Consider the following 26774-nt stretch of genomic DNA (forward strand, 5'->3'; position numbering starts at 1 on the left):
CGGACGACCACCCGGTGAGCACGACGGCACCCGGCGCCGTGGACGCAACCGCCCCGGCGCCGGCGACCGACCTCGCGATCCGCACCACGGGCCTCCAGAAGGTCTTCCGCAAGCAGCGGGCGGTCGACGGCATCGACCTCGCCGTCCCCCGCGGCGCCGTCTTCGGCTTCCTCGGCCCGAACGGCTCCGGCAAGACGACCACGATCCGGATGCTCCTCGGGCTCTCGAGCGCGACCGGTGGCACCATCGAGGTGCTCGGGGAGTCGATGCCGAAGGCCCTGCACACCGTGCTCCCCCGCGTCGGCGCACTCGTCGAGGGACCGGCGTTCTACCCGTACCTGTCCGGGCGGGCCAACCTGCTCCGCTTCGACGCCGCCGACCCCACGTCCGACCCGCGCACCCGGAAGGACCGCGTGGCGAGCGCCCTCGACCGGGTCGGGCTGACGCACGCGGCCGACAAGAAGGCGCACGCGTACTCCCTCGGCATGAAGCAGCGGCTCGGCCTCGCCAACGCGCTCCTCGCCCCGCGGGACCTCCTCGTGCTGGACGAGCCGACGAACGGCCTCGACCCGCAGGGCACGCGAGAGGTCCGGAACCTCATCCGCTCCCTCGCCGACGACGGCACGACGGTGTTCGTGTCGAGCCACCTGCTCGCCGAGATCGAGCAGGTGTGCACGCACGCCGCCGTGATGCGGACGGGCAAGCTCGTCGCGCAGGGGGCGATGGACGAACTCCGCTCGGCCGGTGCCCGCACCGTCACGGTCCGGACGCCCGACCTCGGGCAGGCCGGCTCGGTCCTCTCCCGTCTGGGGCTGACCCCGCGGCACGAGGGCGGTGCCGACGTGCTCGTCGCCGACCTGCCGGACACGGTCCTCGCCGAGACCATCACCGCCGAACTCGTGCGCGCCGACGTCCGCGTACGCGGGCTCACCGTCGGGGGCGGCACCCTCGAGGACCTGTTCGTCGCACTCACCGGGGAGGGCTTCGATGTCGCAGCCTGACTCCCCCGTCGCCCGTCGGCAGCGCCCGTTCGCGCTCCTCGGCTCCGAACTCGCGCTCGTCTTCCGCCGTCGCCGCACCTGGGCGATGCTCGGCGCCCTCGCGCTCGTGCCGATCCTCATCGCCGTCGCGGTCCGTCTCACCACCGGCGACGACAGCGGTGGCCCCGCGTTCCTCGGCGACATCACGAACAACGGCCTGTTCGTGTCGTTCACCGCGCTGACGGTGTCGATCCCCCTGTTCCTGCCGCTCACCGTCGGCGTCGTCGCCGGTGACACCGTCGCGGGCGAGGCCAGCCACGGCACCATCCGGTACCTGCTCGTCGCACCGACCGGTCGCGTCCGGTTCATCCTCGTGAAGTACGCGGGCGCCGTGGCGTTCTGTCTGGCGGCGACGCTCCTCATCGTGCTCGTCGGTGCGGCGATCGGTGCGGTGCTGTTCCCGATCGGCCCGGTGACCCTGCTGTCCGGCACGCAGGTCGACGGCTGGTCCTACGCCGGCCGCGCGCTGCTCCTCGCGCTCTACGCCACGCTGTCGATGCTCGGGCTGTCGGCGATCGGCCTGTTCGCCTCGACCCTGACGAGCGTGCCGGTCGGGGCGATGGCGGCGACGGTCGTGCTCGCCGGGGCGTCGCAGGTGCTCGACCAGCTGCCGCAGCTCGACTGGCTGCACCCGTTCCTGTTCTCACACCAGTGGCTCGGGTTCGGCGACCTGCTGCGCGACCCGATCGCGTTCGACTCGTTCGGGTCGAACGCCCTGCTGCAGCTCGGCTACGTCGTGGTGTTCGGCGCGCTGGCGTACAGCCGGTTCGCCACGAAGGACATCCTGAGCTGAGCTGAGCCGGGGCTGACGGCCCGGCCCGGTCGCCGCCTGCGCCGGCAGCAGTCAGCTCGCCGGGCTCGCCGACCCGCCCGCCATCGTCTCGGTGTCGCTCCCGCGTTCGTCGGCGTACCGGTCACGCAGGTCGCGGGCCTTCTCGGACCGGTACCAGTCCAGCCGCGCCCCGGTCTCGACGGGCTGCATCCCGACGACGACCTTGCCGCGCGAGTGCATCTCGGCGAGGTCCTCGTACGCGTCGACGATGTACTCGAACGGGTAGTAGCCGGAGATGAGGATCTGGACGCGCCGGTCCTCGACGGCCTTGGCGAGCATCGTCAGGTTCTCCATCGCCTCCTGGTCGTCCGCCGGTGCGCGGAGGTACCGGATCTCGACGTCGCGCCGTTCCTCGGAGGACACGTACCGCGCGTCGTCGATGCCGAGCGCCGCAGCGAGTGCCTTCGAGGGCGCGTCGCCGTGGTTGTCGATGAACGCGGTGATCGGCCGGCCGTCGGCGATCTCGCGGATGCGGGCCTCTTCGCCGTCGCCGTACACGACCGGCAGGGTGCCGATCTGGCGCAGGTAGTCGTGGTTCCGCGCGCTGCCGAGGGCGATCACGGTCGCGCCGGCGTCGTGGGCGAGCTGGCACTCGATGTGCCCGACACCACCCGCGGCGGCACTGATCACGACGGTGTCGTCCGGGCCGAGCTTGAGGTCGCGGACGATCGTCACCGCGGTGCAGCCGGCGAGGTAGAGGCCGCCGGCGACCTCCCACCCGACGTGCGTCGGCTTCGTGATGACGGCTTCGCGCGGCACCCGGATCCAGGTGGCGTGCGCACCGCCGTCGGGAGCGTGGCCCATCACCTCGTCGCCGACCCGGATGCCCTTGACGTCCTTGCCCTTGGAACGGACGATGCCGGCGAAGTCCACACCCTGGTGCGCCGGGAACTCGAGTTCGATGTGGTCGCGGAGCCGTCCCTCGCGGAGGAAGCGCTCCACGTGGTTGAGACCGGCCGCGATGATCTCGACGACGACGTCGCCGGGGCCCGGCTCCGGACGTTCCTGGGGGACGAGCTCGACGACGTCGAAGTCGCCGTACCGGTCGTACTGGACTGCACTGCCGATCCGCATGGGGTGCTCCTTCGCTGGAGATGTGCCACCGGCCTACTCGGAGTTCCCGGATGCAACCCGAGCGCGCGGGGTACCGGTCAGCGCCCGGTGGACGCCTCGATGATGCGGGTCACCGTCTCGGCGTCGAAGCGGAACGCGAGCCGGTCGGCGTCCGCCCGCGGGACCCGGACCGGTGTCGACCAGACGGAGCCGTCCTCGGCGAGGTCGACGACGAGCGCGCCCGATTCGACGAACGCGGCTTCCTCGGACCACGGTCCGGCGACGTCGGTGTCGTTCGCGACGCCCGGGGCGACGAGGACCGGCACCCCGGCGAGGGACCCGGCGAAGTGGTGGTGGTAGTGGCCGGCGAGGACCACGCGGACGTCCGAGTCGCGGATCGCGTCGGCGAGTGCGTCCGGGTTGCGGAGCCGCAGCGCGTCGTGCAGGGCGGTCGGCGCCGGCAGGGGCGGGTGGTGCAGGACCACCACGGTGCCGTGCGGTGCGGGCGCCTCGGCGAGCACCGTCCGCAGGCGCTCGAGCGAGGTCTCGTCGATCTCCCCGTACCCGGCCCCGGGGACACTCGTGTCGACCGTGACGATCCGCCGACCGGCGACGTCGGACCGGCCCCACACCGGGACCGTCGGCGGGTGGTACTCCATCGTGTGCATGAGCCGCGTCCCGCCCTCGCCGAGGACGTGTCCGTTCGCCAGCACCTGGCGGAACCCATCGCGGAGGTCGTGGTTGCCCGGCACCGTGACGAGCGCTGCACCGTGGCGCTCCGCCCACCCGCCGACGCGTTCGAGCACCGCGGCGTAGGACTCCGCGGAGCCGTCCTCGGAGACGTCGCCGGACACGACGACCAGCCCCACGCCGGGCACGCCGTCGACCCGGGCGAGGACGCTGTCGAGCGCGGCCGTGGTGTCGACGGAGCCCTGGTGGAGGGCGCCGTCACCGGTCAGGTGGGTGTCGGAGAGGTGGAGGACGCGGAGGGTCCCCGCTGCGGGCGGCTGCATGCGGCCACGCTATCCGCGCGCATGAGCGTTGCCTGGTGCCGCCCTTCGCTGCCCCGTCAGTCGGCGGCGGCCGCCAGCTGGTCCTCGAGGTTGAAGACCTCCGGCAGCACCCGCGCCGTCTGGTCGGCCCGACCGGTCGCGCCGTCGAAGAGGTCCTGCATGTGGGACTCCCACGCACCCGCGACCTCGGACGCGGCGAGCGACGCATCGGCATCGGCCACCGAGTCCGTCTCGTAGTACCCGATGAGCAGGCCGTCGTCGTCGAGGAACAGCGAGTAGTTCCGCCGCCCCGCCGACGCGATGGCCCGCAGCATGGCCGGCCAGACCGCGGCGTGGCGCTCCCGGTAGGCGTCCATGTGCTCCGCCGCCACCTGCAGACGGAAGCAGACGCGGGTCACGTGATCCGTTCCTCCAGGCCCGGACTGGAGGCGCGGCGCACGCTGGTCCGCGTCGCTCACCGGGGCGTCCGCTCGTCTTGCGCACCCCGCAGCGCCTGCTGGCGCGCGGCGTGCTCCTCGGGGGTGCGGACCGTGCCGGTGGTGCTGGTGACCGTGCCGTAGCGCTCGGTCTCGATCTCCTCGAGCGTCTTGCCGCGCGTGTCCGGAGCCCAGATCGTGCCGATCAGGAACGACAGCGCGAGCAGGCCGATGATGAGCCCGCCGAGGCCGCGCAGGCCGATGTCGGACAGCAGCAGCGGGAACCAGATGCTGAGGAGCCCGACCATCACGCGGGCCGCGAGGAACAGGACGCCCTGGGCGCTGGCGCGGTAGCGGGTGGCGAAGAGCTCCGACGTCCAGAGGCCGTAGAACGCCTGGGCGCCGATGCCGGACGAGATGCCCCAGGCGACGGCGAAGAACAGCAGGGTGCCGAGGTTCGCCGGCGCGTAGATGAGGACCGTCCAGGCGATGATCGCGAGGATCGCGCCGATCGCGTAGAGGACCCGGCGGCTCATCCGGTCGGCGAAGCGCATGAAGCCGAAGTAGGTCGCGGCGACCGTGCAGCCCCAGACCAGGATCTGCAGGCCGTACTGCTCGGGGACGCTCGTGACGCCGGTCGCCGAGTACACGCGCGGCTGGAAGATGCCGGCCTGCCCGGCGACCGTGTTCCAGAGCGCGTAGACGCCGAACAGGAACAGCATCGCCGTGAGGTTCTTCCGGCGGCTGAACAGCTGCGAGAAGCCGTGGAAGAAGTTGGCGCTGCCGGTGGCCGCGCGCTCGTCCTTCCAGATCGTCGACTCGGGCAGGCCGCGCCGGAGCCACCACACGATCGCGGCGACGACGAACAGGTGCGCGAAGATCAGGCGGCTGCCGAGGAGCCCGAGCGGCGCGGCGGCGATGGCGAGGGCGAACCCGACCATCGGGCCGATCGACCAGGCGAGCTGCGCGGTGCCGACGTGGGCGGCCCGCTTGTCGGCCGGTGCCTGCTCGGCGATGTAGGTCCAGCTGGCGGGGACGCCCGCGCCGACAGCGATGCCGGTCAGGATGAACCCGACGAGGAGCATCCCGTAGCTGCCGGCGAACACGGCGAGCAGGATGCCGAGCATGTAGAGCAGCAGGTCGTACGTGTAGATGAACTTCCGGCCGTAGCGGTCGCAGAGCGGCCCGCCGATGATCGCGCCGGCGGCAGCGCCGAACGCGTTCGCGGACAGGCTCGCCAGGAGCCCGACCTGCAGGTCCCCGATGTGGAACTGCGCCTGCCAGAGGCTGAGGCTCGTGGCGATCGCGATGATCGACCCGGACTCGATGTAGTTCGACATGGCGACCGAGATGGTCGCCTTCCAGCCCGTGGTGTTCCGGGCTCCGATGCGGACCGCCATTGGTCCTCCGTTCGTGCGTTCGTCGGTGAATCGTTTCAACGGTGCTGCGAGGACGTTACTCGTCGCCGCGCTCGAGGGCAAGTCGCGCGCATGCACGCCGGCCGCCGCGGTCGTTCCGCGCGAAGGAGGCCGAATCGCGCGTAGGAGGTCGGAAGTTCCTGCATCCCACGCGCGATTCCGCCTTCCATGGCACCCGCGATGGGAAGGAAGCGCCACGATCCGGACCCGACACCGCCCCCACGACGCCCCGATCGGGCACCGGGATGCCAGGATGACCCCATGGCAGTGAGCGTTCGGGACGTCGCAGCGCTCGCCGGCGTGTCCCTCGGCACCGTCTCGAACGTGCTCAACCGCCCCGACAAGGTCGCCCCAGGCACCGTCGAACGCGTGCAGTCCGCGATCGCCCAGCTCGGCTTCGTCCGCAACGACTCCGCCCGCCAGCTCCGGGCCGGCCGCAGCTCCACCGTCGGCCTCATCGTCCTCGACGGCGGCAACCCGTTCTTCACCGACGTCGCACGCGGCGCCGAGGACGCCGCGATGCAGAAGGGCCTCGCCGTCCTGGTCGGCAACTCCGACGAGTCCGTCGACCGCGAGCACACCTACGTCGACCTCTTCGAGGAGCGCCGCGTCGCCGGCCTGCTCATCTCCCCCGCCGGCGACGACCTCACACGCCTCGCCCGACTCCGCGACCAGGGCACCGCCGTCGTCCTCGTCGACCGCCGGGCCGACGACGAGCACTTCGCCTCGGTCTCGGTCGACGACGTCGCCGGTGGACACATCGCGGTGTCGCACCTCGCGGCGATCGGCCGGCGCCGGATCGCGTTCGTCGGCGGCCCGTTCGGCATCCGGCAGGTCACCGACCGGCACGCCGGAGCGGTCGCCGCCGCAGCAGCCGCCGGCCTCGAGCTCGAGGTGCTCACCACGTCGTCACTGTCCGTCCTCGAGGGGCGCCGCATCGGCGAGGAGCTCCAGGCACGCCCGGCAGCCGACCGGCCGGACGCCGTGTTCGCGGCGAACGACCTGCTCGCCGTCGGACTCGAGCAGGCGTTCATCATGCGCGGATCGATCCGCGTGCCGGACGAGATCGCGATCGTGGGCTACGACGACATCGCCTTCGCCGAGGCCGCGGTCGTCCCCCTCACCTCGGTGCGGCAGCCGGCGCAGGACCTCGGCCGGCGGGCGATCGAACTGCTGCTCGCCCAGGTCGAGGAGGGGCACGACGTCGAGACCCTCCACGTCGAGTTCACGCCCGAGCTCGTCGTGCGGCAGTCCACCGTCGCCGAGCCCCCCGCCGTCGAGCGCTGACACGCGCGGCGCGCCGCGCCGCACGCTCGCTGCCCCGTCGACCGCCACCGGGCCCGTGCGGTGACCGGCTGACGGCCTGGAGGCGCGTGGCGGCCCCGCACCGCGCCTCCAGGCCGACGCGTGTCGGCACCACCCCACCTGCCGCCTACGATCAGAGCATGGTGCATGTCCCACGGCGCGACGGACCGCCGAGCGTGCACCACGTCGCCGCCCGGGCGGGCGTGTCGCTCGCGACGGTCTCGAACGTCCTCAACCACCCGGAGCGCGTCGCCGAGCGCACCGCCGCTCGCGTCCACGCCGCCATCGACGAACTCGGCTACACGCCGAACCGGAACGCACGCGCCCTGGTGTCCGGGAGCACGCGCGCCATCGGACTCGTCGTCATGTCGCTGCGGAACTCCCTGTTCAGCGACATGGTGAACGGTGCGCAGCTCGAGGCGCGGAAGCGCGGACACGCACTGCTCATCGCGAGCAGCGAGGACGACCTCGAGGCGCAGGCCGACCACCTGGCGTACCTCGAGAGCACGCGGGTGTCCGGCATCCTGCTGGCGACGATGACCGAGTCACGCGAGCAGGTCGACCTCACGCGGCGGCACGGGCACCCCGTCGTGTACGTGAACTACGAACCGTCCGAGGTCGAGGCGTGCTCGGTCGTGGTCGACAACGAGCAGGCGGCGTACATCGCGACGACGCACCTCATCGAGCGCGGCTGCAAGCGGATCGGCTTCGTCAGCGCGCGGCCCGAGCTGCAGCCGGTGCACCGACGGCGCGCGGGGGTGCTGCGGGCGCTCGCGGAACACCCCGGGGTCGCCCTCGTCGACGTCGACGCCGGCGACATCGACCCCGTCGGCGGCACGGACGCCGGGGCCCGGATCGCGCGGATGCCGGCGTCCGAGCGGCCGGACGGGGTGCTCGGGGTGACGGACCTCCTGGCGATGGCGGTCGTCACCGAGCTGCGGGCGGCGGGGCTCCGCGTGCCGGAGGACATCCCGGTGTCGGGCTGCGACCACAACTCGGTGGCGTGGGGCGGTGCGGTGCCGCTCACCTCGGTGACGATGCACGGCGCGGAGATGGGCGCGGCGGCGGTCGGGCTCCTGCTCGACGAGCTGCGGGACGCACCGGGCGAGCACGTGCACCGGACCGTGGTGATCGGCAGCGAGCTCGTGGCGCGGGAGAGCACGCTCGGCAGGGCTGCTGCTGCGGCGGCGGCGCGGGGCCGGAGGCCGAGCGACCCGAGGTTGCGCGAGAGCTGACGCGGGCCGCGGCGCGGGCGCGGCGGCGGGCGCCGCTGGCCGCGCGCTGCGGCGCGGGTGCGGGCGCTGCTGGCCGCGCGCTGCGTGCCGGTGCGGCGGGCGCCGCTGGTGACTTTCGCGGTGAGCGACACTTCACGCGCCGACGAGCGCGTGAAGAGTCGCTGAGCGCGAAAGCCGGCCGGCGGCCCTGGTGGCGACCACCCCGGGCGGTGAGGCACGGGGCGGAGGTGGGCCGCGCCTCCCGTCTGCCGGAGGTGCGCGACCGCGGAGGTGCGCGACGGCGGCACCGCACCGCGCCGCACCGCACCGCGCCGGGCCAGGCCGGGCCGGGCCAGGCCGCACCCAAGACCCGCGGTGAGCGACACTTCACGCGCCGACGAGCCCGTGATGTGTCGCTGAGCGCGAAACTCGGGCCGCACCTGCCCGCAACCGCAACCGCAACCGCAAAGCGACAGTCGCACCCGAAGCCGCGCGGACCCGACCAGCAAAGCGACACAACGCCGCCGAATGTTCGCGCCCATCTGTCGCTTTCGCGAAACCGGGCCCGATGCCGATGCCCACCCGCACCGCACCGCACCCCACCCCACGAGCACGCACTTCCGTAACGAATCGCGGCGGACGATTGACACGCTTCAATCGCCGTGGTTCCATTCCGATTGAAACGTTCTAAACAGCAGCACCGGAGCCCCGCAGCGGAGCGGGATCCGGGTCCGTTTCACCCCGGGGTACCCCGCCCCGGGCCTTACGAGGAGGTAAGGAATGTCAGCTCGCTCCCTGACCACCCGGCTGATCGCCATCGGCGGCGCCACGGTCCTCATCGGCGGCCTCGCCGCCTGTTCGTCGGGCGGCTCCGCCGACACCGGCAGCGGCGGCGGCAAGGTGCAGATCACGTACCAGGCCGACAACTCGCCCGCCACGGCCGCCACCGCGAAGCCACTCATCGCCGCGTTCGAGAAGGCGAACCCGGACATCACGGTCAAGTTCGACACCCGCCCGCAGGGCACCGACGGCGACAACCTGGTGAAGACGCAGCTGTCCACCGGCGAGATGGCCGACGTGTTCAACTACAACTCGGGCTCGCTCATGCAGGCCCTCAACCCGGACAACACCCTCGTCGACCTCACCGACCAGAAGTGGGCGAAGGACGTCGACCCGCAGTTCTCGAAGGTCGTCAGCACCGACAAGGGCATGTACGGCGCCCCGTTCGGCACCAGCTTCGGCGGCGGCGTCATGTACAACAAGAAGGTCTACGAGAAGCTCGGCCTGAGCGTCCCGACCACGTGGGACGAGTTCATCAGCAACAGCGAGAAGATCAAGGACTCGGGCGTCGACCCGATCATCCAGACGTACGGCGACACCTGGACCAGCCAGCTGTTCGTCCTCGGCGACTTCGCGAACATCACGGCGCAGCAGAAGAACTGGGGCTCGCAGTACACGAAGAACAAGGAGTCCTACGCGAAGCAGCCGGCACTCGCCGGGTTCGAGCACCTCGCCGAGGTCAAGGACAAGGGCCTCGTGAACAAGGACTACGCGTCCGCGACGCAGGCGAACGGCCTGAAGATGCTCGCCGACGGCACCGGGGCGCAGTACCCGATGCTGACGAACGCGATCTCGACCCTGCAGCAGGACAGCCCCGACGCGGTCAACGACATCGGCGCCTTCGCCCTGCCGGCGGAGAACGCGGACGACACGAACCTGACGATCTGGGAGCCGAACGGCCTCTACATCCCGAAGACGTCGACGGGTGACAAGCTCGCGGCGGCGAAGAAGTTCATCGCCTTCGCGAACTCGACCGAGGGCTGCAAGGTGCAGAACGACACCGGCACCCCCGGTGGCCCGTACGTCATCTCCACCTGCACCCTGCCCGACTCCGTCCCGCCGATGATCGGCGACCTGCAGAAGTACCTCGACGACGGCAAGGCATCGCCGGCGCTCGAGTTCGTCTCCCCCATCAAGGGCCCGAACCTCGAGAAGATCTGCGTGCAGGTCGGCTCGGGCATCTCGTCCGCCGCTGTCGGCGCGAAGCAGTACGACCAGGACGTCGTGCAGCAGGCGCAGCAGCTCGGCATCAAGGGCTGGTGATCCGGTGACCGCGACGCTCACGACGGCGGCAGCCCCGCCGCAGACCCTCAAGGCCGGGCCGGGCCCCGCACGCCGCCGGATGCGCTCGTTCTACCCGGCGTGGTTCTTCATCCCGGCGATCGCGTTGTACGTCGTGTTCTTCGCGGTCCCGACCTTCGCGGGGTTCTACTTCTCGCTCACCCGCTGGACGCTGTTCGACCAGACCTTCATCGGCTTCGACAACTTCGTCCGGTTCTTCCAGGACCCGCAGCTCGTCTCCGGGTTCGTGCACACGTTCGAGTACGGGTTCGTGACGAGCGCGGCGAAGGTGGTCCTCGGACTCGCCCTCGCCCTGCTCCTCACGAGCCCCGTGCTCGGGCGCGGGTACCTCCGAGCGGTGGTGTTCTTCCCCGTGCTGGTGTCGACCATCGGCATCGGCATCACGTTCAAGGCGCTGATGGACCCCTTCCACGGGATCATCAACGGCGTCCTGGGTTCGGTCGGCCTCCCCACCCCGGGGTGGCTGACCGACCCGGCCCTCGCACTGTGGAGCGTCGCCGCGGTGGACGTCTGGAAGGGCGTCGGCATCGCGACGCTCATCTTCATCGCCGGCATCGTCGCGATCCCGCAGGAGTACTTCGAGGCTGCCCGCGTCGACGGCGCGAGCGCGTGGACGATCTTCAAGAACATCACGCTGCCGCTGTCCCGCCCGGCGATGGGGACGGTCATCATCCTGTCCCTGATCGGCGGCCTGCGGTCCTTCGACCTGATCTGGGCGATGACCGGCGGCGGACCAGGGTTCACCAGCGACGTCATCGCGAGTGTGATCTACAAGCAGTACCAGGCCGGGTTCTACGGGCTGTCGACGGCCGGCAACGTCGTGCTCTTCATCGTCGTCACGGCGATCATGGTGCCGATCTCCTGGCTCATCAACCGCAAGGAGGCGGACCTGTGACCACCCTGACCAGCCCCCGCGTCGGTACCCCGACACCCCGGCGCCCCAAGCGCAACACCACCCGCAAGTGGATCATCGGCTCGATCGCGATCGTCGTCAGCTTCGTGGTCTTCCTGGTGCCGTTCGTCTTCGTCCTGTTCCAGGCGGCGAAGAACCCGGCCGAGGCGAACCAGCTTGGCTTCAGCCTGCCGACCGAGTGGCAGCTGTGGCAGAACCTGCAGACCGTGTTCCAGTCCGGCGACGGCGGCATCCTCCGCGCCTTCTGGAACAGCGCGATCCTCACCGTGGGCAGCGTCATCATCATGGTGGTGTTCTCCGCGATGGTCGGCTACGTCCTGCAGCGGCGGCCGAGCAAGTGGAACGGCCTGATCAACTTCTTCGTCCTGGCCGGGCTCATCGTCCCGCCCGCGATCGTCCCGACGATCTGGGTGCTGCAGGGCCTGAACCTGTTCAAGACGATGGGCGGGATGATCCTCATCGAGGCGACCTTCGGCCTGTCGTTCTGCATCCTGCTCTTCCGGGCGTTCGTCGCGACGATCCCGAAGGAGCTCGACGAGGCAGCCGTCCTCGACGGCGCCGGCCCGATCCGGCTGTTCTTCGGGGTGGTCCTGCCGCTCCTCAAGCCGGTCATCATCACGGTCGTGCTCGTGCAGTCGGTGACGGTGTTCAACGACTTCACGAACCCGCTGTACTTCCTGCCCGGGTCCGAGAACGCCACCGTCCAGCAGACGCTGTACTCGTTCCAGAGCCAGTCCGTCAGTCAGCTCAACCTGCTGTTCACCGACGTGCTGCTCATCACGATCCCGCCGCTCATCCTCTACATCTTCTTCAACCGTCAGATCGTCGCCGGCATGACCAGCGGCGCCGTCAAGGGCTGACGCCCGACCCCGGCCTGGAGGCGCGGCTCGCCTCCCCCGGTCGTCCCACCTCGACGGGACGGCCGGGCCCACGACCCCCGCTCCGGTCGACGACGACCGGTCGCGTGAAAGGACCACACCACATGACCACCTGGACCGCATCGTTCATCGCGAGCGACGACGACCTCGGGAGCGCACCGATCCTGCGCCGGGAGTTCACCCTCGACGACGGCCACGGCCCCGTCACCGCGGCGACCCTCGACCTCAGCGCCCTCGGCGTCGTCGAGGGCTGGCTCGGCGGGCAGCGCGTCTCCGACCACCTGCTCGAACCGGGGTGGACGAGTTACGAGTGGCGCATCCGCGTCGCGTCGCACGACGTGACCGCGCATCTGGCCGAGACGGCTCCCGGCAGCGCCGCCGTCCTCGCACTGGTGATCGGCAACGGCTGGGCCGCCGGACGCCTCGCGTGGGGCGGTGGTGGGGGCTGGTACACGGACGAGCGCGCCGGGTTCGCCGAGCTCCGAATCACCTTCGAGGACGGCCACGAGCAGCGGGTCGTGACGGACGCCGACTGGCAGGCGCTGTCGAGTGCGATCACCGCCGACCAGCTGTACGACGGCGAGGACATCGACGCCCGGCTCCGCGACGGCTCGTTCCTGACGCCGGGCGAGGTCACAGTGCCGAGCGTCGACGGGCACGAGGGCCGCACGAGCGGCGTGCACACCGTCGACATCGGCGACCGCGCACTCGTCGCCGACACCGTGCCGCCGGTCCGGCCCCTCGCCGAGATCGCGCCGGTCGAGGTCTGGACGAGCCCGTCGGGTGCGACCCTGGTCGACTTCGGGGTGAACCTGGTCGGCTGGCTCCGTGTGGACGCCTCCGGTCCCGCCGGCACCGTGCTGACGTTCACGCACGCCGAGGTCCTCGAGCACGACGAGCTCGGCACCCGCCCGCTGCGCACGGCGAAGGCGACGGACCACTTCACCCTGAGCGGGGGCGAGGACCGCTTCGAGCCCCGCTTCACCTTCCACGGCTTCCGCTACGCGCAGGTCGACGGCTGGCCGGGCACCCTCGACGAGCTCCGCACCGCGATCACCGCCGTGCAGGTCGGCTCCGACCTGACGCGCACCGGCACGTTCGCGTCGAGCCACGAGCTGCTCAACACCTTCCACGACAACGTGATCCGGGGCATGCAGGGCAACTTCCTCAGCGTGCCGACCGACTGCCCGCAGCGCGACGAGCGCCTGGGGTGGACGGGCGACATCGCGGCCTTCGCGCCGACGGCGTCGTACCTGTTCGACACCAGGACGTTCCTCGGCGACTGGCTCCGCGACGTGTGGCTCGAGCAGCAGCACGCCGAGGGGGTCATCCCGTTCGTCGTGCCGGACGTGCTGAAGTACTCCCCCGCCGAGGACTTCGGCAAGCCCGACGCCACCGCCATCTGGTCGGACGCCGGGGTCTGGGTGCCGTGGACGCTGTACCAGGCGTACGGCGACACAGCCGTCCTCGAGGAGCAGTTCGACTCGATGGCCGCGCACCTCCGCCGGATCCGCGACCACCTGTCCCCGCAGGACCTCTGGGACACGGTGTTCCAGTTCGGCGACTGGCTCGACCCGGACGCCCCGCCGGAGAACCCGGCGGACGCGAAGGCCGACAAGGGCGTCGTCGCGACGATCTGCGCCTTCCGGTCCGCGACGATCGTGGCGGAGGCGGCGGAGCTCCTGGGCGGCCACGAGGCGGAGGCAGCCGAGTTCCGGGAACTCGCCGCGCGCCTCCAGGCTGCCTTCCGGGCCCACTACCTGCTGGACGACGGACGGGTCCTGTCCGACGCGACCACCGTGTACACGCTCGCGATCGTGTTCGGGATCCTCGACGCCGAGCAGGAGGCGAGGGCGGGCGACCGCCTCGCCGAGCTGGCCGAGCAGTCCGGGTACCGGATCTCGACGGGCTTCGCGGGGACGCCGTTCATCACCGACGCGCTCACGAAGACGGGCCACCTGTCGGACGCGTACGAGCTGCTGCTGCAGACCGAGTGCCCGTCGTGGCTGTACCCGGTGACGATGGGCGCGACGACGGTCTGGGAGCGCTGGGACTCGATGCTGCCGGACGGCACCATCAACCCGGGTGAGATGACCTCGTTCAACCACTACGCGCTCGGAGCCGTGGCGGACTGGATGCACCGGGTGGTGGGCGGCCTCGCGCCGCTCGAACCGGGGTACTCGGCCGTCCTGATCGCGCCGCAGCCGGGCGGTGGCCTGACCTGGGCGTCGACCTCGCTCGACACGGTGCACGGGCACGTCGCGGTGCGGTGGGAGCTCGTCGACGGCGAGCTCGTCGTGCACGCGTCCGTCCCCGAGGGCGTCACGGCCGTGGTGCGGCTGCCGGGGGCACCCGAGCAGCGTGTGTCGGGAGGGACGCACGAGCTCCGCGCGCCGGCCGCGGTCCCCGCGGCGTAGCGCCGGCCGCGGGGCGGGCGCGCGCGGCGCCCGCGGCGGGCCGGCCCGGCGGCGCCGGCCGGGCCGGCCCTGCCGGCCCGGTCGCCGGCCGGCCCGGCCGCCGGCCGGCCGGCCGCCGGCCGGCCGGCCCGGCGCACAACCAAAGTCACGACGAACCGCGCGATTGCGCGGTTCGGCGCCACTTCGGTTGTGCGAAGCGCCACCGGCCGCCCGCCCGCCACCGCCACCAGCCGCCCGCCAGCACCAACCGCCGACGCCACACCACACCACCGCAGCCGCCCGCACCGCACCACCCGCACCACCCCGCTTGCGCGGAACCCGCGCAGCGCGTACCGTATGAAACGATTCAATCGCACACGAGGAAGTGACACGATGACATCGACCCCGAGCTTCGCCGGCATCGCCGACCAGCTGGCCCGACAGCAGATCGAGCTGCCCAGCTGGGCCTTCGGCAACTCCGGCACCCGCTTCAAGGTGTTCAGCACGCCGGGCACCCCGCGCGACCCCTACGAGAAGATCGCCGACGCCGCCCAGGTGCACAAGTACACGGGGCTCGCCCCCACGGTGGCGCTGCACATCCCGTGGGACCTCGTGGACGACTTCGCCGACCTCCGCCGCCACGCGGAAGAGCACGGCGTCCGGTTGGGCACCGTGAACTCGAACACCTTCCAGGACGACGACTACAAGTTCGGCGCCCTCACCCACGTCGACGAGACGATCCGGCAGAAGGCGATCGACCACCACCTGCGCTGCATCGACGTGATGGACGCCACCGGCAGCAGGGACCTCAAGATCTGGCTGGCCGAGGGCTCGAACTACCCCGGGCAAGAGGACATGCGCTCCCGCCAGGACCGCCTGCACGAGTCGCTCAGCACGATCTACGACCGCCTCGGCGCGGACCAGCGCCTGGTGCTCGAGTACAAGTTCTTCGAGCCGTCGTTCTACCACACCGACGTGCCGGACTGGGGCACGAGCTACGTGCAGACGAGCGCCCTCGGCGACAAGGCGATGGTGTGCCTGGACACGGGCCACCACGCTCCCGGCACGAACATCGAGTTCATCGTGATGCAGCTGCTGCGTCTCGGGAAGCTCGGCTCCTTCGACTTCAACTCGCGCTTCTACGCCGACGACGACCTGATCGTGGGCGCAGCGGACCCGTTCCAGCTCTTCCGCATCCTGGTCGAGGTGGTCCGCGGTGGCGGCTACGACAACCCCGACGTCGCGTTCATGCTCGACCAGTGCCACAACATCGAGGACAAGATCCCGGGGCAGATCCGCTCCGTGCTCAACGTGCAGGAGATGACGGCCCGCGCGCTGCTCCTCGACCGCGTGGCGCTGACCGCCGCGCAGGAAGCGCACGACGTCCTCGGCGCGAACGAGATCTTCATGGACGCGTACCAGACGGACGTCCGGAAGGACCTCGCCGTCTGGCGCGAATCCCGCGGCCTGCCGGCGAACCCGATGCGCGCGTACCTGGACTCCGGGTACCAGCAGTCGATCGCCGAGGACCGCGTCGGCGGCGTCCAGGCCGGTTGGGGCGCGTAGACAGATGACGATCAACGACCTGGAGGCACGGGTGGACCCCGCAACGCACGGCACCGACGCGGACACGACGATCAGTGCCCTCATCGCACGTTCCAACGCGCTCGGCTCGGATCCGCGGATCACGAACTACGCCGGCGGGAACACCTCGGCGAAGGGCACCGACACCGACCCGGTGACCGGCGAGCCGGTGGAGCTGCTCTGGGTGAAGGGCTCCGGGGGCGACCTCGGCACCCTCACCCCAGCGGGCCTCGCGGTCCTCCGCGTCGACCGCGTCCGTGCCCTCCAGGACGTCTACCCCGGCGTGGAGCGCGAGGACGAGATGGTCGCCGCGTTCGACTACACGCTGCACGGCAAGGGCGGTGCGGCGCCGTCGATCGACACCGCGATGCACGCCCTCGTCGACGCCGCGCACGTCGACCACCTGCACCCGGACGCCGGCATCGCCATCGCGACGGCGGCGGACGGACCGGCCCTGACGTCGACGGTCTTCGGCGACAGGGTGGTGTGGGTGCCGTGGCGCCGACCCGGCTTCCAGCTCGGGCTCGACACCGCCGCGATCAAGCGGGACAACCCGCAAGCGATCGGCACGATCCTCGGCGGTCACGGCATCACGGCCTGGGGCGACACGAGCGACGAGGCGCAAGGCAACTCGCGCTGGATCATCGACACCGCCGAGCAGTACATCGCAGCGAACGGCGCGGCCGACCCGTTCGGCGGCGTCCGAGCGGGGTTCGAAGCACTGCCGACCGACGAACGTCGCGCACGCGCCGCGGCCCTCGCGCCGACGATCCGCGGCATCGCCGGGCACGACAAGCCCGTGGTGGGTCGTTTCACCGACTCGGACGTCGTGCTCGACTTCCTGGCGAGCGAGCGCGCTGAAGAACTCGCGGCCCTCGGCACCAGCTGCCCGGACCACTTCCTCCGCACCAAGGTGAAGCCGCTCATCCTCGACCTGCCGGTGACGGCGAGCGTGGACGAGCAGATCGAGCGCCTGCGCGAGCTCCACGAGCAGTACCGCGCGGACTACCAGGCCTACTACGACCGCCACGCGACGCCGGACTCCCCCGCGATCCGCGGCGCCGACCCGCTCATCGTGCTGGTCCCCGGCGTCGGGATGTTCTCGTACGGCAAGGACGCCCAGACGGCCCGCGTCGCCGGCGAGTTCTACGTCAACGCGATCAACGTGATGCGCGGCGCCGAGGCGCTGAGCAGCTACGCCCCCATCGACGAGGCCGAGAAGTTCCGCATCGAGTACTGGGCGCTCGAAGAGGCGAAGCTCCAGCGGATGCCCGCGCCGAAGCAGCTCGCGACCCGCATCGCCCTCGTCACGGGGGCCGCGTCCGGCATCGGCAAGGCCATCGCGAAGCGCCTGGCGGCCGAGGGGGCCGCGGTCGTCATCGCCGACCTCGATGCCGACAAGGCCACCGCCGCGGCAGCCGAGATCGGCGGCCCGGACCAGGCCATCGGCGTCGCGGCGAACGTGACCTCAGCAGCGGACATCGAGCAGGCGATCCAGCAGACCCTGCTCCACTTCGGCGGTCTCGACCTCGTCGTGAACAACGCCGGTCTGAGCCTGTCGAAGAGCCTGCTCGAGACCACAGAACAGGACTGGGACCTGCAGCACGACGTCATGGCGAAGGGGTCGTTCCTGGTGTCGAAGGCGGCGGCGAAGGTCCTCATCGAGCAGGGGCTCGGCGGCGACATCGTCTACATCTCGTCGAAGAACTCGGTGTTCGCCGGCCCGAACAACATCGCGTACTCGGCGACGAAGGCCGACCAGGCGCACCAGGTCCGGCTCCTCGCGGCCGAGCTCGGCGAACACGGGGTCCGTGTCAACGGCATCAACCCCGACGGGGTCGTCCGCGGCTCGGGCATCTTCGCCTCCGGCTGGGGAGCGAACCGCGCGAAGACGTACGGCATCGACGAGCAGGACCTCGGCAAGTTCTACGCACAGCGCACGATCCTCAAGCGCGAGGTCGTACCGGAGAACGTCGCCAACGCCGTCTACGCGATCTGCACCGCCGACTTCTCGCACACCACCGGCCTGCACGTGCCGGTGGACGCCGGCGTCGCCGCGGCCTTCCTGCGCTGACCGGGAAAGCGAGCAACGACATGCGCACCAGCGGCAGCGTGGCCGCGGTCGACCTCGGCGCCACGAGCGGCCGGGTGATCGTCGGCCACGTCGACACCGACGGCGTCCGGATGGAGCACGTCGCCCGGTTCCCGAACGGCCCCGTGTCGGTGCACGAGCACGACCGGCAGGCCCTGCACTGGGACGTGGTCGAGCTCTACCGGCAGGTGGTCGACGGCCTCCGCGACGCCTTCGGACGGCACCCGGGCATCGCCAGCATCGGGATCGACTCGTGGGCGGTCGACTACGGGCTCCTCCGCGAGGGCCGCCTGCTCGGGCTGCCGTACCACTACCGCGACGAGCGCCACGAGCACGGGGTCGCACCCGTGCACGGACGACTCGACGCCGCCGAGCTGTACGCCCGGAACGGCCTGCAGCACCTGCCCTTCAACACGGTGTTCCAGCTCGCCGCCGACCCGACCGTGCCGCTCGCCCAGCGGGCGCTGCTCGTCCCCGACCTGCTCGGCCACTGGCTGACCGGCGTCGAGGCGGCCGAGCGCACGAACGCGTCGACCACCGGGCTCCTGAACGCGACCACGCGTGGGTGGGACCCGGCGTTGCGGGCTGCTGCGCGCCTCCCGTCCGGACTCCTGCCCACCCTGCGCGACCCGGGTGACCGACTCGGTCCCCTGCTGCCCGCCGTCGCCGACCAGGTCGGCGGCAACGCACCCGTCACGCTCGTCGGATCGCACGACACCGCCTCCGCGGTCGTCGCGGTCCCCGCGACCGAACCGGACTTCGCGTACATCTCCTCCGGCACGTGGTCGCTCGTCGGCGTCGAACTCGACGCCCCCGTCCTGTCGGACGCGGCACGACGGGCCAACTGCACCAACGAGGGCGGGGTCGACGGACGGGTCCGGTTCCTCAAGAACGTGTCCGGACTGTGGTTGCTCTCCGAGAGCGTCCGCACCTGGGAGCGTGGTGGCGACCACATCGACCTGGAGGCGCTGCTCGCCTCCGCCGCGGCCGTCACCGCCCCGGTCCCCGTCTTCGACCCCGCGGACGAGTCGTTCACGCCGCCGGGCGACATGCCGTCGCGCATCGCGACGTGGTGCACGGCGCACGGCCTGAGCGCACCGGCCACCCGCGCCGAGTTCGTCCGGTCGATCCTCGAGTCGCTCGCGACCGCCTACGCCTCGACGCTCGACACCATCCGCGACGTCACCGGCAAGGACATCCGCGTCGTGCACGTCGTCGGCGGCGGATCGCAGAACCGACTGCTCTGCCAGCTCACCGCCGACCGCACCGGACTGCCCGTGCTCGCGGGCCCCGTCGAGGCGACCGCGCTGGGCAACGTCCTGGTGCAGGCGCGCGCCGCTGGACTCGCGGGGCTCGGAGGGGCTTCACTGGAGGCACTCCGCAGCACCGTCGCACGGACCGTCGAGCCCGTGCGGTACACACCCTCGGCGTCGTCGCGCGCCGATCCCGATCGAACCACCGTCAGGAGCACCGCATGACCACGACCGACGACCAGCACCGCGTCGACCCCGCGACCGGGGCCCCCGCTGCCTCGACCGGTCCCGCGTCCACCGCGCGTGCCCGGGTGAAGCGGCAGCTGCCGACCGTGCACGACCTCGCCCCGCTCATGCAGTTCAAGAAGCCGGACCTCAACGCGCGGCGCCGCCGCCTGGAGTCCGCCCTGACGATCTGGGACCTGCGGAAGATCGCCGCCCGCCGGACCCCGAAGGCCGCCTTCGACTACACCGAGGGTGCCGCCGAGGCCGAGATCTCCCTCGCCCGAGCCCGGCAGGCCTTCGAGGACATCGAGTTCACGCCCGCGATCCTCCGCGACGTCTCCTCGGTCGACACCTCGCGGCAGGTCCTCGGCGGGAACGTCGCGTACCCGTTCGGCATCGCGCCGACCGGCTTCACGCGGATGATGCAGACCGAGGGTGAGCGGGCCGGAGCCCGTGCGGCCGGTCGCGCCGGCATCCCGTTCTCGCTCTCCACGATGGGCACCACCGCGATCGAGGACGTCCGCGACGCGAACCCGCACGGCCGGAACTGGTTCCAGCTGTACATGTGGAAGGACCGCGAGAAGTCGATGGCGCTGGTCTCCCGCGCCGAGGCCGCCGGGTTCGACACGCTGCTCGTCACGGTTGACGTCCCCGTCGCCGGGGCACGTCTCCGTGACAAGCGGAACGGTTTCTCGATCCCGCCGCAGCTCGGCGCGAAGACGATCGTCAACGCGATCCCGCGGCCGTGGTGGTGGTTCGACTTCCTCACGACCGAGCCCCTGGCGTTCGCGTCGCTCGACCGCTGGTCCGGCACCGTCGGTGAACTGCTCGACCACATGTTCGACCCGACCGTCACCTACGAGGACCTCGCCTGGATCCGCGACCAGTGGAAGGGCAAGGTCGTCGTGAAGGGCGTGCAGTCCCTAGCGGACGCCAAGCGCCTGGCCGACCTCGGCGTCGACGGCATCACGCTGTCGAACCACGGCGGCCGGCAGCTCGACCGCGCGCCCGTCCCCTTCCACCTCCTGCCCCAGGTGGTGAAGGAGGTCGGGAACGACACCGAGGTGCACCTCGACACCGGCATCATGTCCGGCGCCGACATCGTCGCCGCGGTCGCCCTCGGTGCGAAGTTCACGATGGTCGGCCGTGCCTACCTGTACGGCCTGATGGCGGGCGGCGAAGCCGGGGTCGACCGGATGATCCAGATCCTGTCCGAGCAGATCGAGCGGACCATGCGGCTGCTCGGCGTCGCGACCCTCGACGAGCTCGAGCCGGGGCACGTCACCCAGCTCGCGCGGCTGACGCCGATCGCCCGGGGCTGAGGCGCGGTCCGCACTCGGCCGTTGCCGGGTGCGGGCTGGCCAGCACTCGATGCCCCACCGTCAGGAAGTCGAGCGCGTCCAGCTCGGCGGACAGGAGCATCCACATGTGAGTGGACATCCGTCAGTTCCCGGGTCTGCGTGCGTTCCGCGGAGCGTGAGCGCCCTGTCATCTGCCAGCCGATGACGTTTCCGGTTCCGGTTCCGGTTCCGGGTTCCATGCCCACCGCCCCGCTCCATGCCCTCTTCATGGTCGAGACAGCTTTCGGAGGCCGCTCAATCGTGGAGCGTTCGGCGCCCCCTCATCGGGCATCTTTGCGGAACACGTAAACGGGAATCCCCTGGTCAGTGGGGACACCGCCGAGTTGTCGTGTTTGTCGATGCTGGAACGTGTAGCGATGGACGACCGGCTATAGAGACGCCCGACGGGCCGCGTGCGGCACGGGATGCGGGGTGATGAGGCAGTGAGGGATCGCGGTCCCGCCGTGGCTCTCGAATCATCAGCGCAACTGGGTTGTCGGAGCAGCCGCCGCCTTTCGGCCGGGCCCAGCGTCACCTGCTTCGCGCGATTTCGGCTTAACCGTATAGGTCTTTCGTGGTCCTCCGCCAAGCGATGGGCCGTCTCGTGAATGACGACATCGAATCGTCAGCGCACGCGGCGATGCGGCTGACTAGTCAGGGTCGAAGCAGACTGGCGTCGTGCCGTGAGTCTCGGTCGCATAGAGTTCCGCTATGAACCCTGCCCAGCGGCTGCACGACACTCTCACGGATTGGAAGGAGCGGCACGGCGGAAATACATCTCGCGCGATCGCGCGCGATCTTGAGACGGCCGAGGGGATGCAGGCACAAATGCTCGCGCTCGATGACCTCCGCCTCGTTGCGGAGGGCCTCGATGAGCTAGAAGCCGCGAACGTGAGAGTCAGTGCATACCGCAGGAACCTGCCGCTGTGGACGCGCATAGTGTTGGCGTACCCGCACGGCTGGACGACTGCGATCGGCCGCGAGGAAGCGTACCCATCGGACGCGATCGACCACCTCGACACGCTGGCCGACCGTTGGGAGGACAGGCGGCCATCGCTATCAGACGACGGCAAACGACTCCTCCGTGAGGCGGTGGATACGGTCGAAGGGTTGTTGCAGGCGGACCCGTCGCTGTCACCTAAGCTCCGCGCATACATCAGCCGTCTCCTGCGAGAGATTCAAGCTGCCTTTGATGATGAGGTCCTCGACGAGCGCTTCGACTATGAGGACGCTGCTCAGCGCCTCTGGTTGTCTCTCTTTGCGGCTCAGGCTCAGTCGCATAAGAAGGACCTTTGGGCGGACGCCATGAAGCGGTTCTTCTTCGACGCCGGAGCCTCCGCCTTGGGCGCCGCGCCGCAAACGATCCTGGCGATCGCCAGCGCTTCCGGACACGCCTGAGGCTGACTGTTCGGGCGCCCGTTCTACCAGCTCCATCACAGCAGCGAACTAGTCACCCCAGAGGTCTGCTACATCATCGTAGTCATTCGCCTTGCGAGCTGCGGCGGCCAGACTGCCCGCTTCATCTGCCACTTCGGCTGCGCGCACAAGAGCGTTGATCTTGTCCAGATGCGCCACGGTCTCCGCCAACCGCTCGGATGGGAACGGTTCGCGGGGATTGAATCCCGCGTCCCGCAGCGTCGATACCAGCTTCCTCCGCTCAGGGGGGCCAAACAGCGCTACGAGGGACGACGTGACTGCGTATTCGTTCACGCCGAAGTTCAGCGCGTAGGTCCCACGCCATGGGGTTCCCGGTTTCGTGCGCACCTGTTCTGCAAGTTCTTCCGCTGCTGCTCGCAGCGAAGCTCGTAGCTCCTTCACGCCTTCCTTGCCAAGCGCCCGTGCCGTTTCCGGGCCGGTTCCCACCATGTCTCGCGTAAGCCGCTCGACCCTCGCCGGAAGCGCGGCCGCCAGCTCACCCAGTAGCTCGCGGCCGGCGCGGTGCTCAGCCTTCTTCGCCTCGTCGTACTCGCGTTCAGCGTCGTCCAGGGACTGTCGTGTTTCTGCACTCATGCTCGAAGCATAGGAAAGACGAGCGACATTCACTGTCAACTGGGTGGAGGACGGTCTCCAGGTGGGTTCGTTAGCCAATCCCCTATCGCCGCAAAGGCGACGGTGCAGCCCCGCGGTGGCACGAGCCTAGAACTGGGGCAGCGCATGATGCCACCGAAGCCCTAGGCTCCGATGGCACATCTAGCTTCGGTCCTTGGGAGTCAAATCGATGCTTGGACTCGTCTTCAGCCTCGTGACGCTCATGTTTAACCTGCTCGTGCAGTTGATGGCGCTGACCATGCGTTTCGGGTTTCTGCTCGTGCGTCTCGCCATCTGGGCCGTACCGGTGTTCGCTCGAATCACAGTTCTTGCAATCCGCGTTCTATGGGCATTCTTGCCGGTTGCCCTTGGGGCTGGAGCAGCTCTGTGCACGGCCGTGGCCAGCGTCACCGGCCTAGTCCTTCGCCGACTGCGACGTGGTCCACGAGACGTCAGATCATCATCCACACCGGGCGGAGACGCGTCCTGATGTTTTAGGTCGTCAACGACACAACCACCTGTGTGCGGCGCGGGGCGAGCTCCATCCGCTTCTCGCCCGAGACCGGGGCACCAGACGCTAGCGTGAGGGCGGCTGCGTCTCGCCGCAACTCGAAGGCGCTAGTCGCCGTCCCATAAGTCGATCGGCAGGCGGGCTCTTCCCCGGCGCCGGCCCGCTGGGTACCGTGGCCGCATGGACTGCTTCGCCACCGGTGACGCAGCAGCTGGGCATGAAGCAGCACGTCGGAGAGCGAATACTGATCGTGCCCGACAAGGGGTCCGTGGCGTGGTCCTCGGCGAAGCTAGGGCCGGGGCAGCGGCCTCGTCATCGCATCGGCCACGAGAGCAAGGGAACATGTCTGGAATGCCGACATACAGTTGTCGCGGTGACGACAGACAGTAGAGGCATGAACGACAACAACGCGTCACCCAAGGCCCCCTCAAGCTCCCTTGCCCGCACCTCTTTGGACCAGTGGCTGGTCATGTGGAACCGCGACGGTGCGCTCGCCCACAACATCTGTTCCACTGACTTCCGGATCCGCTTCGCCGTCACGGAACCCGACGGATCAACCCCTGCGGACGAAATCCGAACCGCTGAGGACTTTGCCCGTTACCTTGAGTGGTGGCGCGGACAGCATCCTGGCGCGGTGTTCACGAGCATCGCTTCCGCCATCGACGGTGATCATGGTCGATTGATTTGGGACATGGAAGCTGGCGACGTGCACGTGGGTGGTGTCGACGTCTTCGATTTCGACGAGGATGGGCGGGTTCGAAGGGTCTGGTCTGCCGGAGGTCAGCGCAGCATGCGGAGCTGAACCACCCGCGGCACATACCGGCATTTCGGGGAGGATTGACCATGAAGCGAGCCGAGCGGCAATATGCGCTCGTCGACATACTGCGGGGGGCGCATTCCCCCTGGTCCGCCGCTCGGCTCGCCCGCCACTTTGAAGTCTCACGGCGAACCATCGAACGAGATATCTCGGCACTGCAACTTGTCGGAGTACCGCTTTATGCCGACCGAGGAGCATCGGGCGGGTATTCGATCCTTCGCGACTATTCGCTTCCGCCCCTGAATCTGTCAGCTGGCGAGTCCCTCGCCGTGCTCGCTGGGCTAGGTCTACTAGAGTCATCGCCCTACCAGGCGGCCGCAATGAGGGCATCCGCGAAAATTCAGGCCGTTATGCGCGAAGAGCACCGCGGCCCTGTGCACGAAGCCCTCGGCATGATCCGCGTCATCGATGCCGTCGCCTCCCAAGACACCGCCCCCGTGTCGCTCGGGATACTGTCGGATGCAATTGCGGCACGCCGCGTGGTCCGACTCACCTATTTGGGTGAACACGCCGATGGTAGACCCGACTCGTCCAGCAGCACGGTCCGAGATGTCGAGACGATGGGCCTCCTCCGAGCAGGTGATTCGTGGCTCCTTGCGGGGTGGTGCCGTCTCCGCAATGCCGTTCGAGGATTTCGCATCGAGCGGATTACTGACCTCCAAATCCTCGATGAGATGCCCGTAACACGGGACCCGAACGCCTGGGACGACGACCTGGCTCGATGGCCGACCCGCCGTCTTGGATGACACCGTCTTATGTCATCATTTTGCGCATTCTGCTGACCTCCCCTAGGGCTGCAGTCGGACTTGGCGGCGTACGCCAGACCCGAACACGAATTAGGCGACAGCCGCATTTACCGAAGACATCTCGACGTCACTTTTGAAGTCGCGCGAGAGCGTAAATGAGGTCGTGCTCAATCGATGTGGGCCAAGGAAACAGTGGCGTCGCGCGGCGAAGTGTCGCTAGTCCGTGAAGACCGACCCACAGCGCGGCGGCATCGCTCCTCGGATCAGTACTTGACGACGAGCCCGCAACCGAAGCGGCGGCTATTGCATCGGCCAGGACGAGTAGAGCGTCCTGGCCGATGTTTCGCCGTTCCTCGCGTTCGATCAGTTCGCTGTCGTCGATGTTTGCCGCGTCCCAAGCTCCGCCGAAGAGAAGGCGGTATTGCTCGGGACGTTCCGGCAGCTTGACTCTTCGGGTTCCTGACGAATCCGCAGACGTCAACTCGATCCATTCCGTAAATGGCGCTTCTACGGCCTGCGTCGCCTCGTGAGCAGGCAGCGTCTACGGACTTCATCGTATGTACGTGGAGGCTCGTGTCGGTCTGCACAGGCCCCGCGTTCATCAACGCGGTCTCGACCGTCGAAAAGAGCACCCCCTGCATGAAGAAAATTATCGGCGATTTCCCGTTCGCCTTCACTGCCCAAGAGGACCTGGCCATTCAAGGGACCCTTAATGACGGGCTGACGCTGGAGAAAGGACGCACCCTCTTCCTTTATGGGCACCTCCGGGGCTCTCTCGTCATTAAGACCGGAGCGCGCCTCGTCCTCGCCGGGACCCTTGGTGCGTTCGTAGACCACAACGATGGCACTCTGTCCGTCGCTGGCGAGATTGCGACCCCGATAGAAACCATCCCCGGAATCGTGAACATCGCCGCCGGTACAGCCGTCACTATCGACACCGTTAGCCAGATTGTCAGCACTGAGGGGTATTTAAACCCCGTTGCCGGCGTCACGGACATCTCGCTAAGCCGCACCTCCACCCTCTCCTGGAGCCCGCAAGACACGACGTTCTCTCCGACGACCTCGCACGACTTCGTGGATCTATCCACGACCTTCTGGCCTCCTGCCGAAACGCCTAATACACCTGCATAGGCAATCCGTCTATCGGGACGTTCCACCCCCAACCCGGACGATCACACGGCGCGGATCGAGGGGGACTGTTGCGTGTACAGCAAGTGTCTCGGTAGCCGATGGCGGTTTCAAGGGGTCGTTGCAACGGGTGGTTGTTTCGGGTCCGAGAGTAGCTGTTCGAATGCTTCTGCAGGGCTGCGGTAGTCGAGGGTCTTGCGGGGGCGGCCGTTGAGTTCAGCAGTGACTTCGAGGAGCCGTTCCGGGCTGTGGACGCTGAGGTCGGTGGACTTCGGGAAGTACTGCCGGAGCAGCCCGTTGGTGTTCTCGTTCGAGCCACGCTGCCAGGGCTTGTGCGGGTCGCAGAAGTAGATCGCGAGGTCCGTGGCGAGAGTGATGTCTTTGTGTCGGGCAAGCTCGGTGCCCTGATCCCACGTCAACGACCGGCGCA

Annotated in this window: 23 protein-coding genes; 16 read left to right on the forward strand and 7 right to left on the reverse strand. The window is 69.5% G+C overall.

Translation table 11 applies throughout. The features are described 5' to 3' along the window. Positions 1 to 14: 14 nt before the first annotated feature. Together EDF64_RS04730 and EDF64_RS04735 are read left to right on the forward strand one after the other, a co-directional pair. On the forward strand, positions 15 to 1001 hold the full coding sequence (locus tag EDF64_RS04730) for an ABC transporter ATP-binding protein (protein ID WP_208108827.1): 987 nt from the start codon (positions 15 to 17) through the stop codon (positions 999 to 1001). Next, a complete protein-coding gene (locus tag EDF64_RS04735) occupies positions 988 to 1833 on the forward strand; it encodes an ABC transporter permease (protein WP_133518903.1) in 846 nt (281 codons plus the stop codon). The genes EDF64_RS04730 and EDF64_RS04735 overlap by 14 nt, the downstream gene beginning before the upstream one ends. 51 nt (positions 1834 to 1884) lie before the next feature. Here EDF64_RS04735 and EDF64_RS04740 read toward each other — a convergent pair whose 3' ends face one another. The 4 genes from EDF64_RS04740 to EDF64_RS04755 all read right to left on the reverse strand — a co-directional run bounded on the left by EDF64_RS04740 (position 1885) and on the right by EDF64_RS04755 (position 5754). Then, positions 1885 to 2946 carry an NADP-dependent oxidoreductase gene (locus EDF64_RS04740; RefSeq protein ID WP_133518904.1) on the reverse strand — a complete coding sequence of 354 codons (1062 nt, stop codon included), beginning with the start codon at positions 2944 to 2946 and terminating at the stop codon, positions 1885 to 1887. 77 nt (positions 2947 to 3023) lie between these two features. Further along, on the reverse strand, positions 3024 to 3938 hold the full coding sequence (locus tag EDF64_RS04745; RefSeq protein ID WP_133518905.1) for a metallophosphoesterase: 915 nt from the start codon (positions 3936 to 3938) through the stop codon (positions 3024 to 3026). A 56-nt stretch (positions 3939 to 3994) separates the two neighbouring features. After that, on the reverse strand, positions 3995 to 4336 hold the full coding sequence (locus tag EDF64_RS04750) for an L-rhamnose mutarotase (protein ID WP_133518906.1): 342 nt from the start codon (positions 4334 to 4336) through the stop codon (positions 3995 to 3997). Between the two features lie 56 nt (positions 4337 to 4392). Continuing rightward, positions 4393 to 5754: an MFS transporter gene (locus EDF64_RS04755; RefSeq protein ID WP_208108828.1), complete on the reverse strand. Its 1362-nt coding sequence runs from the start codon at positions 5752 to 5754 to the stop codon at positions 4393 to 4395. Positions 5755 to 6033: 279 nt separating this feature from the next. On the opposite strand from EDF64_RS04755, the gene EDF64_RS04760 reads away from it, so the two are divergent. The 11 genes from EDF64_RS04760 to EDF64_RS04815 all read left to right on the forward strand — a co-directional run bounded on the left by EDF64_RS04760 (position 6034) and on the right by EDF64_RS04815 (position 22512). Continuing rightward, complete coding sequence (locus EDF64_RS04760; RefSeq protein ID WP_133518907.1) at positions 6034 to 7059, forward strand: LacI family DNA-binding transcriptional regulator; 1026 nt, start codon at positions 6034 to 6036, stop codon at positions 7057 to 7059. A gap of 158 nt (positions 7060 to 7217) precedes the next feature. Continuing rightward, on the forward strand, positions 7218 to 8312 hold the full coding sequence (locus EDF64_RS04765; RefSeq protein ID WP_133518908.1) for a LacI family DNA-binding transcriptional regulator: 1095 nt from the start codon (positions 7218 to 7220) through the stop codon (positions 8310 to 8312). A 759-nt stretch (positions 8313 to 9071) separates the two neighbouring features. Next, positions 9072 to 10394 carry an ABC transporter substrate-binding protein gene (locus EDF64_RS04770; RefSeq protein ID WP_133518909.1) on the forward strand — a complete coding sequence of 441 codons (1323 nt, stop codon included), beginning with the start codon at positions 9072 to 9074 and terminating at the stop codon, positions 10392 to 10394. A gap of 79 nt (positions 10395 to 10473) precedes the next feature. Next, complete coding sequence (locus EDF64_RS04775) at positions 10474 to 11328, forward strand: carbohydrate ABC transporter permease (protein ID WP_083402647.1); 855 nt, start codon at positions 10474 to 10476, stop codon at positions 11326 to 11328. A gap of 5 nt (positions 11329 to 11333) precedes the next feature. Next, positions 11334 to 12206 (forward strand): carbohydrate ABC transporter permease, encoded by an 873-nt coding sequence (locus EDF64_RS04780; protein WP_133518958.1) that lies wholly within the window; start codon positions 11334 to 11336, stop codon positions 12204 to 12206. A gap of 122 nt (positions 12207 to 12328) precedes the next feature. After that, positions 12329 to 14641, forward strand: a complete 2313-nt coding sequence (locus EDF64_RS04785; RefSeq protein ID WP_133518910.1) for a family 78 glycoside hydrolase catalytic domain — start codon at positions 12329 to 12331, stop codon at positions 14639 to 14641. Between the two features lie 372 nt (positions 14642 to 15013). Further along, entirely contained in the window at positions 15014 to 16186 is a 1173-nt protein-coding gene (gene rhaI / locus EDF64_RS04795) for an L-rhamnose isomerase (protein ID WP_133518911.1), read from the forward strand. 4 nt (positions 16187 to 16190) lie between these two features. Further along, positions 16191 to 18278: a bifunctional aldolase/short-chain dehydrogenase gene (locus EDF64_RS04800; protein WP_133518912.1), complete on the forward strand. Its 2088-nt coding sequence runs from the start codon at positions 16191 to 16193 to the stop codon at positions 18276 to 18278. 20 nt (positions 18279 to 18298) lie between these two features. Next, the gene (locus EDF64_RS04805) at positions 18299 to 19774 is read left to right on the forward strand and encodes a rhamnulokinase (protein ID WP_133518913.1); all 1476 of its coding nucleotides are present in this window, start codon (positions 18299 to 18301) and stop codon (positions 19772 to 19774) included. Between the two features lie 128 nt (positions 19775 to 19902). Further along, positions 19903 to 21096 carry an alpha-hydroxy acid oxidase gene (locus EDF64_RS04810; protein WP_133518959.1) on the forward strand — a complete coding sequence of 398 codons (1194 nt, stop codon included), beginning with the start codon at positions 19903 to 19905 and terminating at the stop codon, positions 21094 to 21096. Positions 21097 to 21825: 729 nt separating this feature from the next. Continuing rightward, on the forward strand, positions 21826 to 22512 hold the full coding sequence (locus EDF64_RS04815; protein WP_133518914.1) for a hypothetical protein: 687 nt from the start codon (positions 21826 to 21828) through the stop codon (positions 22510 to 22512). A gap of 48 nt (positions 22513 to 22560) precedes the next feature. Here EDF64_RS04815 and EDF64_RS04820 read toward each other — a convergent pair whose 3' ends face one another. Further along, positions 22561 to 23124 carry a hypothetical protein gene (locus tag EDF64_RS04820; RefSeq protein ID WP_133518915.1) on the reverse strand — a complete coding sequence of 188 codons (564 nt, stop codon included), beginning with the start codon at positions 23122 to 23124 and terminating at the stop codon, positions 22561 to 22563. Between the two features lie 923 nt (positions 23125 to 24047). On the opposite strand from EDF64_RS04820, the gene EDF64_RS04825 reads away from it, so the two are divergent. Both EDF64_RS04825 and EDF64_RS04830 read left to right on the forward strand, forming a co-directional pair. Beyond that, positions 24048 to 24455 carry a nuclear transport factor 2 family protein gene (locus EDF64_RS04825; protein WP_133518916.1) on the forward strand — a complete coding sequence of 136 codons (408 nt, stop codon included), beginning with the start codon at positions 24048 to 24050 and terminating at the stop codon, positions 24453 to 24455. A 41-nt stretch (positions 24456 to 24496) separates the two neighbouring features. Then, on the forward strand, positions 24497 to 25216 hold the full coding sequence (locus EDF64_RS04830; RefSeq protein WP_133518917.1) for a helix-turn-helix transcriptional regulator: 720 nt from the start codon (positions 24497 to 24499) through the stop codon (positions 25214 to 25216). A 127-nt stretch (positions 25217 to 25343) separates the two neighbouring features. Here EDF64_RS04830 and EDF64_RS18660 read toward each other — a convergent pair whose 3' ends face one another. Beyond that, positions 25344 to 25697 (reverse strand): TetR-like C-terminal domain-containing protein, encoded by a 354-nt coding sequence (locus tag EDF64_RS18660; protein ID WP_166645600.1) that lies wholly within the window; start codon positions 25695 to 25697, stop codon positions 25344 to 25346. Between the two features lie 158 nt (positions 25698 to 25855). Here EDF64_RS18660 and EDF64_RS04840 point away from each other — a divergent pair, with 158 nt between their 5' ends. Continuing rightward, entirely contained in the window at positions 25856 to 26347 is a 492-nt protein-coding gene (locus tag EDF64_RS04840) for a hypothetical protein (RefSeq protein ID WP_166645601.1), read from the forward strand. A gap of 107 nt (positions 26348 to 26454) precedes the next feature. On the opposite strand, the gene EDF64_RS04845 is transcribed toward EDF64_RS04840, so the two are convergent. Beyond that, the coding region (locus tag EDF64_RS04845; RefSeq protein ID WP_133518919.1) for an IS30 family transposase at positions 26455 to 26774 on the reverse strand (320 nt) is incomplete at its 5' end.

The organism is Curtobacterium flaccumfaciens (assembly GCF_004361695.1).
GTDB classification, from domain to species: Bacteria; Actinomycetota; Actinomycetes; order Actinomycetales; family Microbacteriaceae; genus Curtobacterium; species Curtobacterium flaccumfaciens_B.

Bases quoted from the DNA above. Each gene is read 5' to 3' on its own strand.
- EDF64_RS04735 (WP_133518903.1), top strand. From the start codon at position 988: ATGTCGCAGCCTGACTCCCCCGTCGCCCGTCGGCAGCGCCCGTTCGCG.
- EDF64_RS04740 (WP_133518904.1), bottom strand. From the start codon at position 2,946: ATGCGGATCGGCAGTGCAGTCCAGTACGACCGGTACGGCGACTTCGAC.
- EDF64_RS04745 (WP_133518905.1), bottom strand. From the start codon at position 3,938: ATGCAGCCGCCCGCAGCGGGGACCCTCCGCGTCCTCCACCTCTCCGAC.
- EDF64_RS04755 (WP_208108828.1), bottom strand. From the start codon at position 5,754: ATGGCGGTCCGCATCGGAGCCCGGAACACCACGGGCTGGAAGGCGACC.
- EDF64_RS04760 (WP_133518907.1), top strand. From the start codon at position 6,034: ATGGCAGTGAGCGTTCGGGACGTCGCAGCGCTCGCCGGCGTGTCCCTC.
- EDF64_RS04765 (WP_133518908.1), top strand. From the start codon at position 7,218: ATGGTGCATGTCCCACGGCGCGACGGACCGCCGAGCGTGCACCACGTC.
- EDF64_RS04770 (WP_133518909.1), top strand. From the start codon at position 9,072: ATGTCAGCTCGCTCCCTGACCACCCGGCTGATCGCCATCGGCGGCGCC.
- EDF64_RS04775 (WP_083402647.1), top strand. From the start codon at position 10,474: ATGCGCTCGTTCTACCCGGCGTGGTTCTTCATCCCGGCGATCGCGTTG.
- EDF64_RS04785 (WP_133518910.1), top strand. From the start codon at position 12,329: ATGACCACCTGGACCGCATCGTTCATCGCGAGCGACGACGACCTCGGG.
- rhaI (WP_133518911.1), top strand. From the start codon at position 15,014: ATGACATCGACCCCGAGCTTCGCCGGCATCGCCGACCAGCTGGCCCGA.
- EDF64_RS04800 (WP_133518912.1), top strand. From the start codon at position 16,191: ATGACGATCAACGACCTGGAGGCACGGGTGGACCCCGCAACGCACGGC.
- EDF64_RS04805 (WP_133518913.1), top strand. From the start codon at position 18,299: ATGCGCACCAGCGGCAGCGTGGCCGCGGTCGACCTCGGCGCCACGAGC.
- EDF64_RS04810 (WP_133518959.1), top strand. From the start codon at position 19,903: ATGCAGTTCAAGAAGCCGGACCTCAACGCGCGGCGCCGCCGCCTGGAG.
- EDF64_RS04815 (WP_133518914.1), top strand. From the start codon at position 21,826: ATGAACCCTGCCCAGCGGCTGCACGACACTCTCACGGATTGGAAGGAG.
- EDF64_RS04820 (WP_133518915.1), bottom strand. From the start codon at position 23,124: ATGAGTGCAGAAACACGACAGTCCCTGGACGACGCTGAACGCGAGTAC.
- EDF64_RS04825 (WP_133518916.1), top strand. From the start codon at position 24,048: ATGAACGACAACAACGCGTCACCCAAGGCCCCCTCAAGCTCCCTTGCC.
- EDF64_RS04830 (WP_133518917.1), top strand. From the start codon at position 24,497: ATGAAGCGAGCCGAGCGGCAATATGCGCTCGTCGACATACTGCGGGGG.
- EDF64_RS04840 (WP_166645601.1), top strand. From the start codon at position 25,856: ATGAAGAAAATTATCGGCGATTTCCCGTTCGCCTTCACTGCCCAAGAG.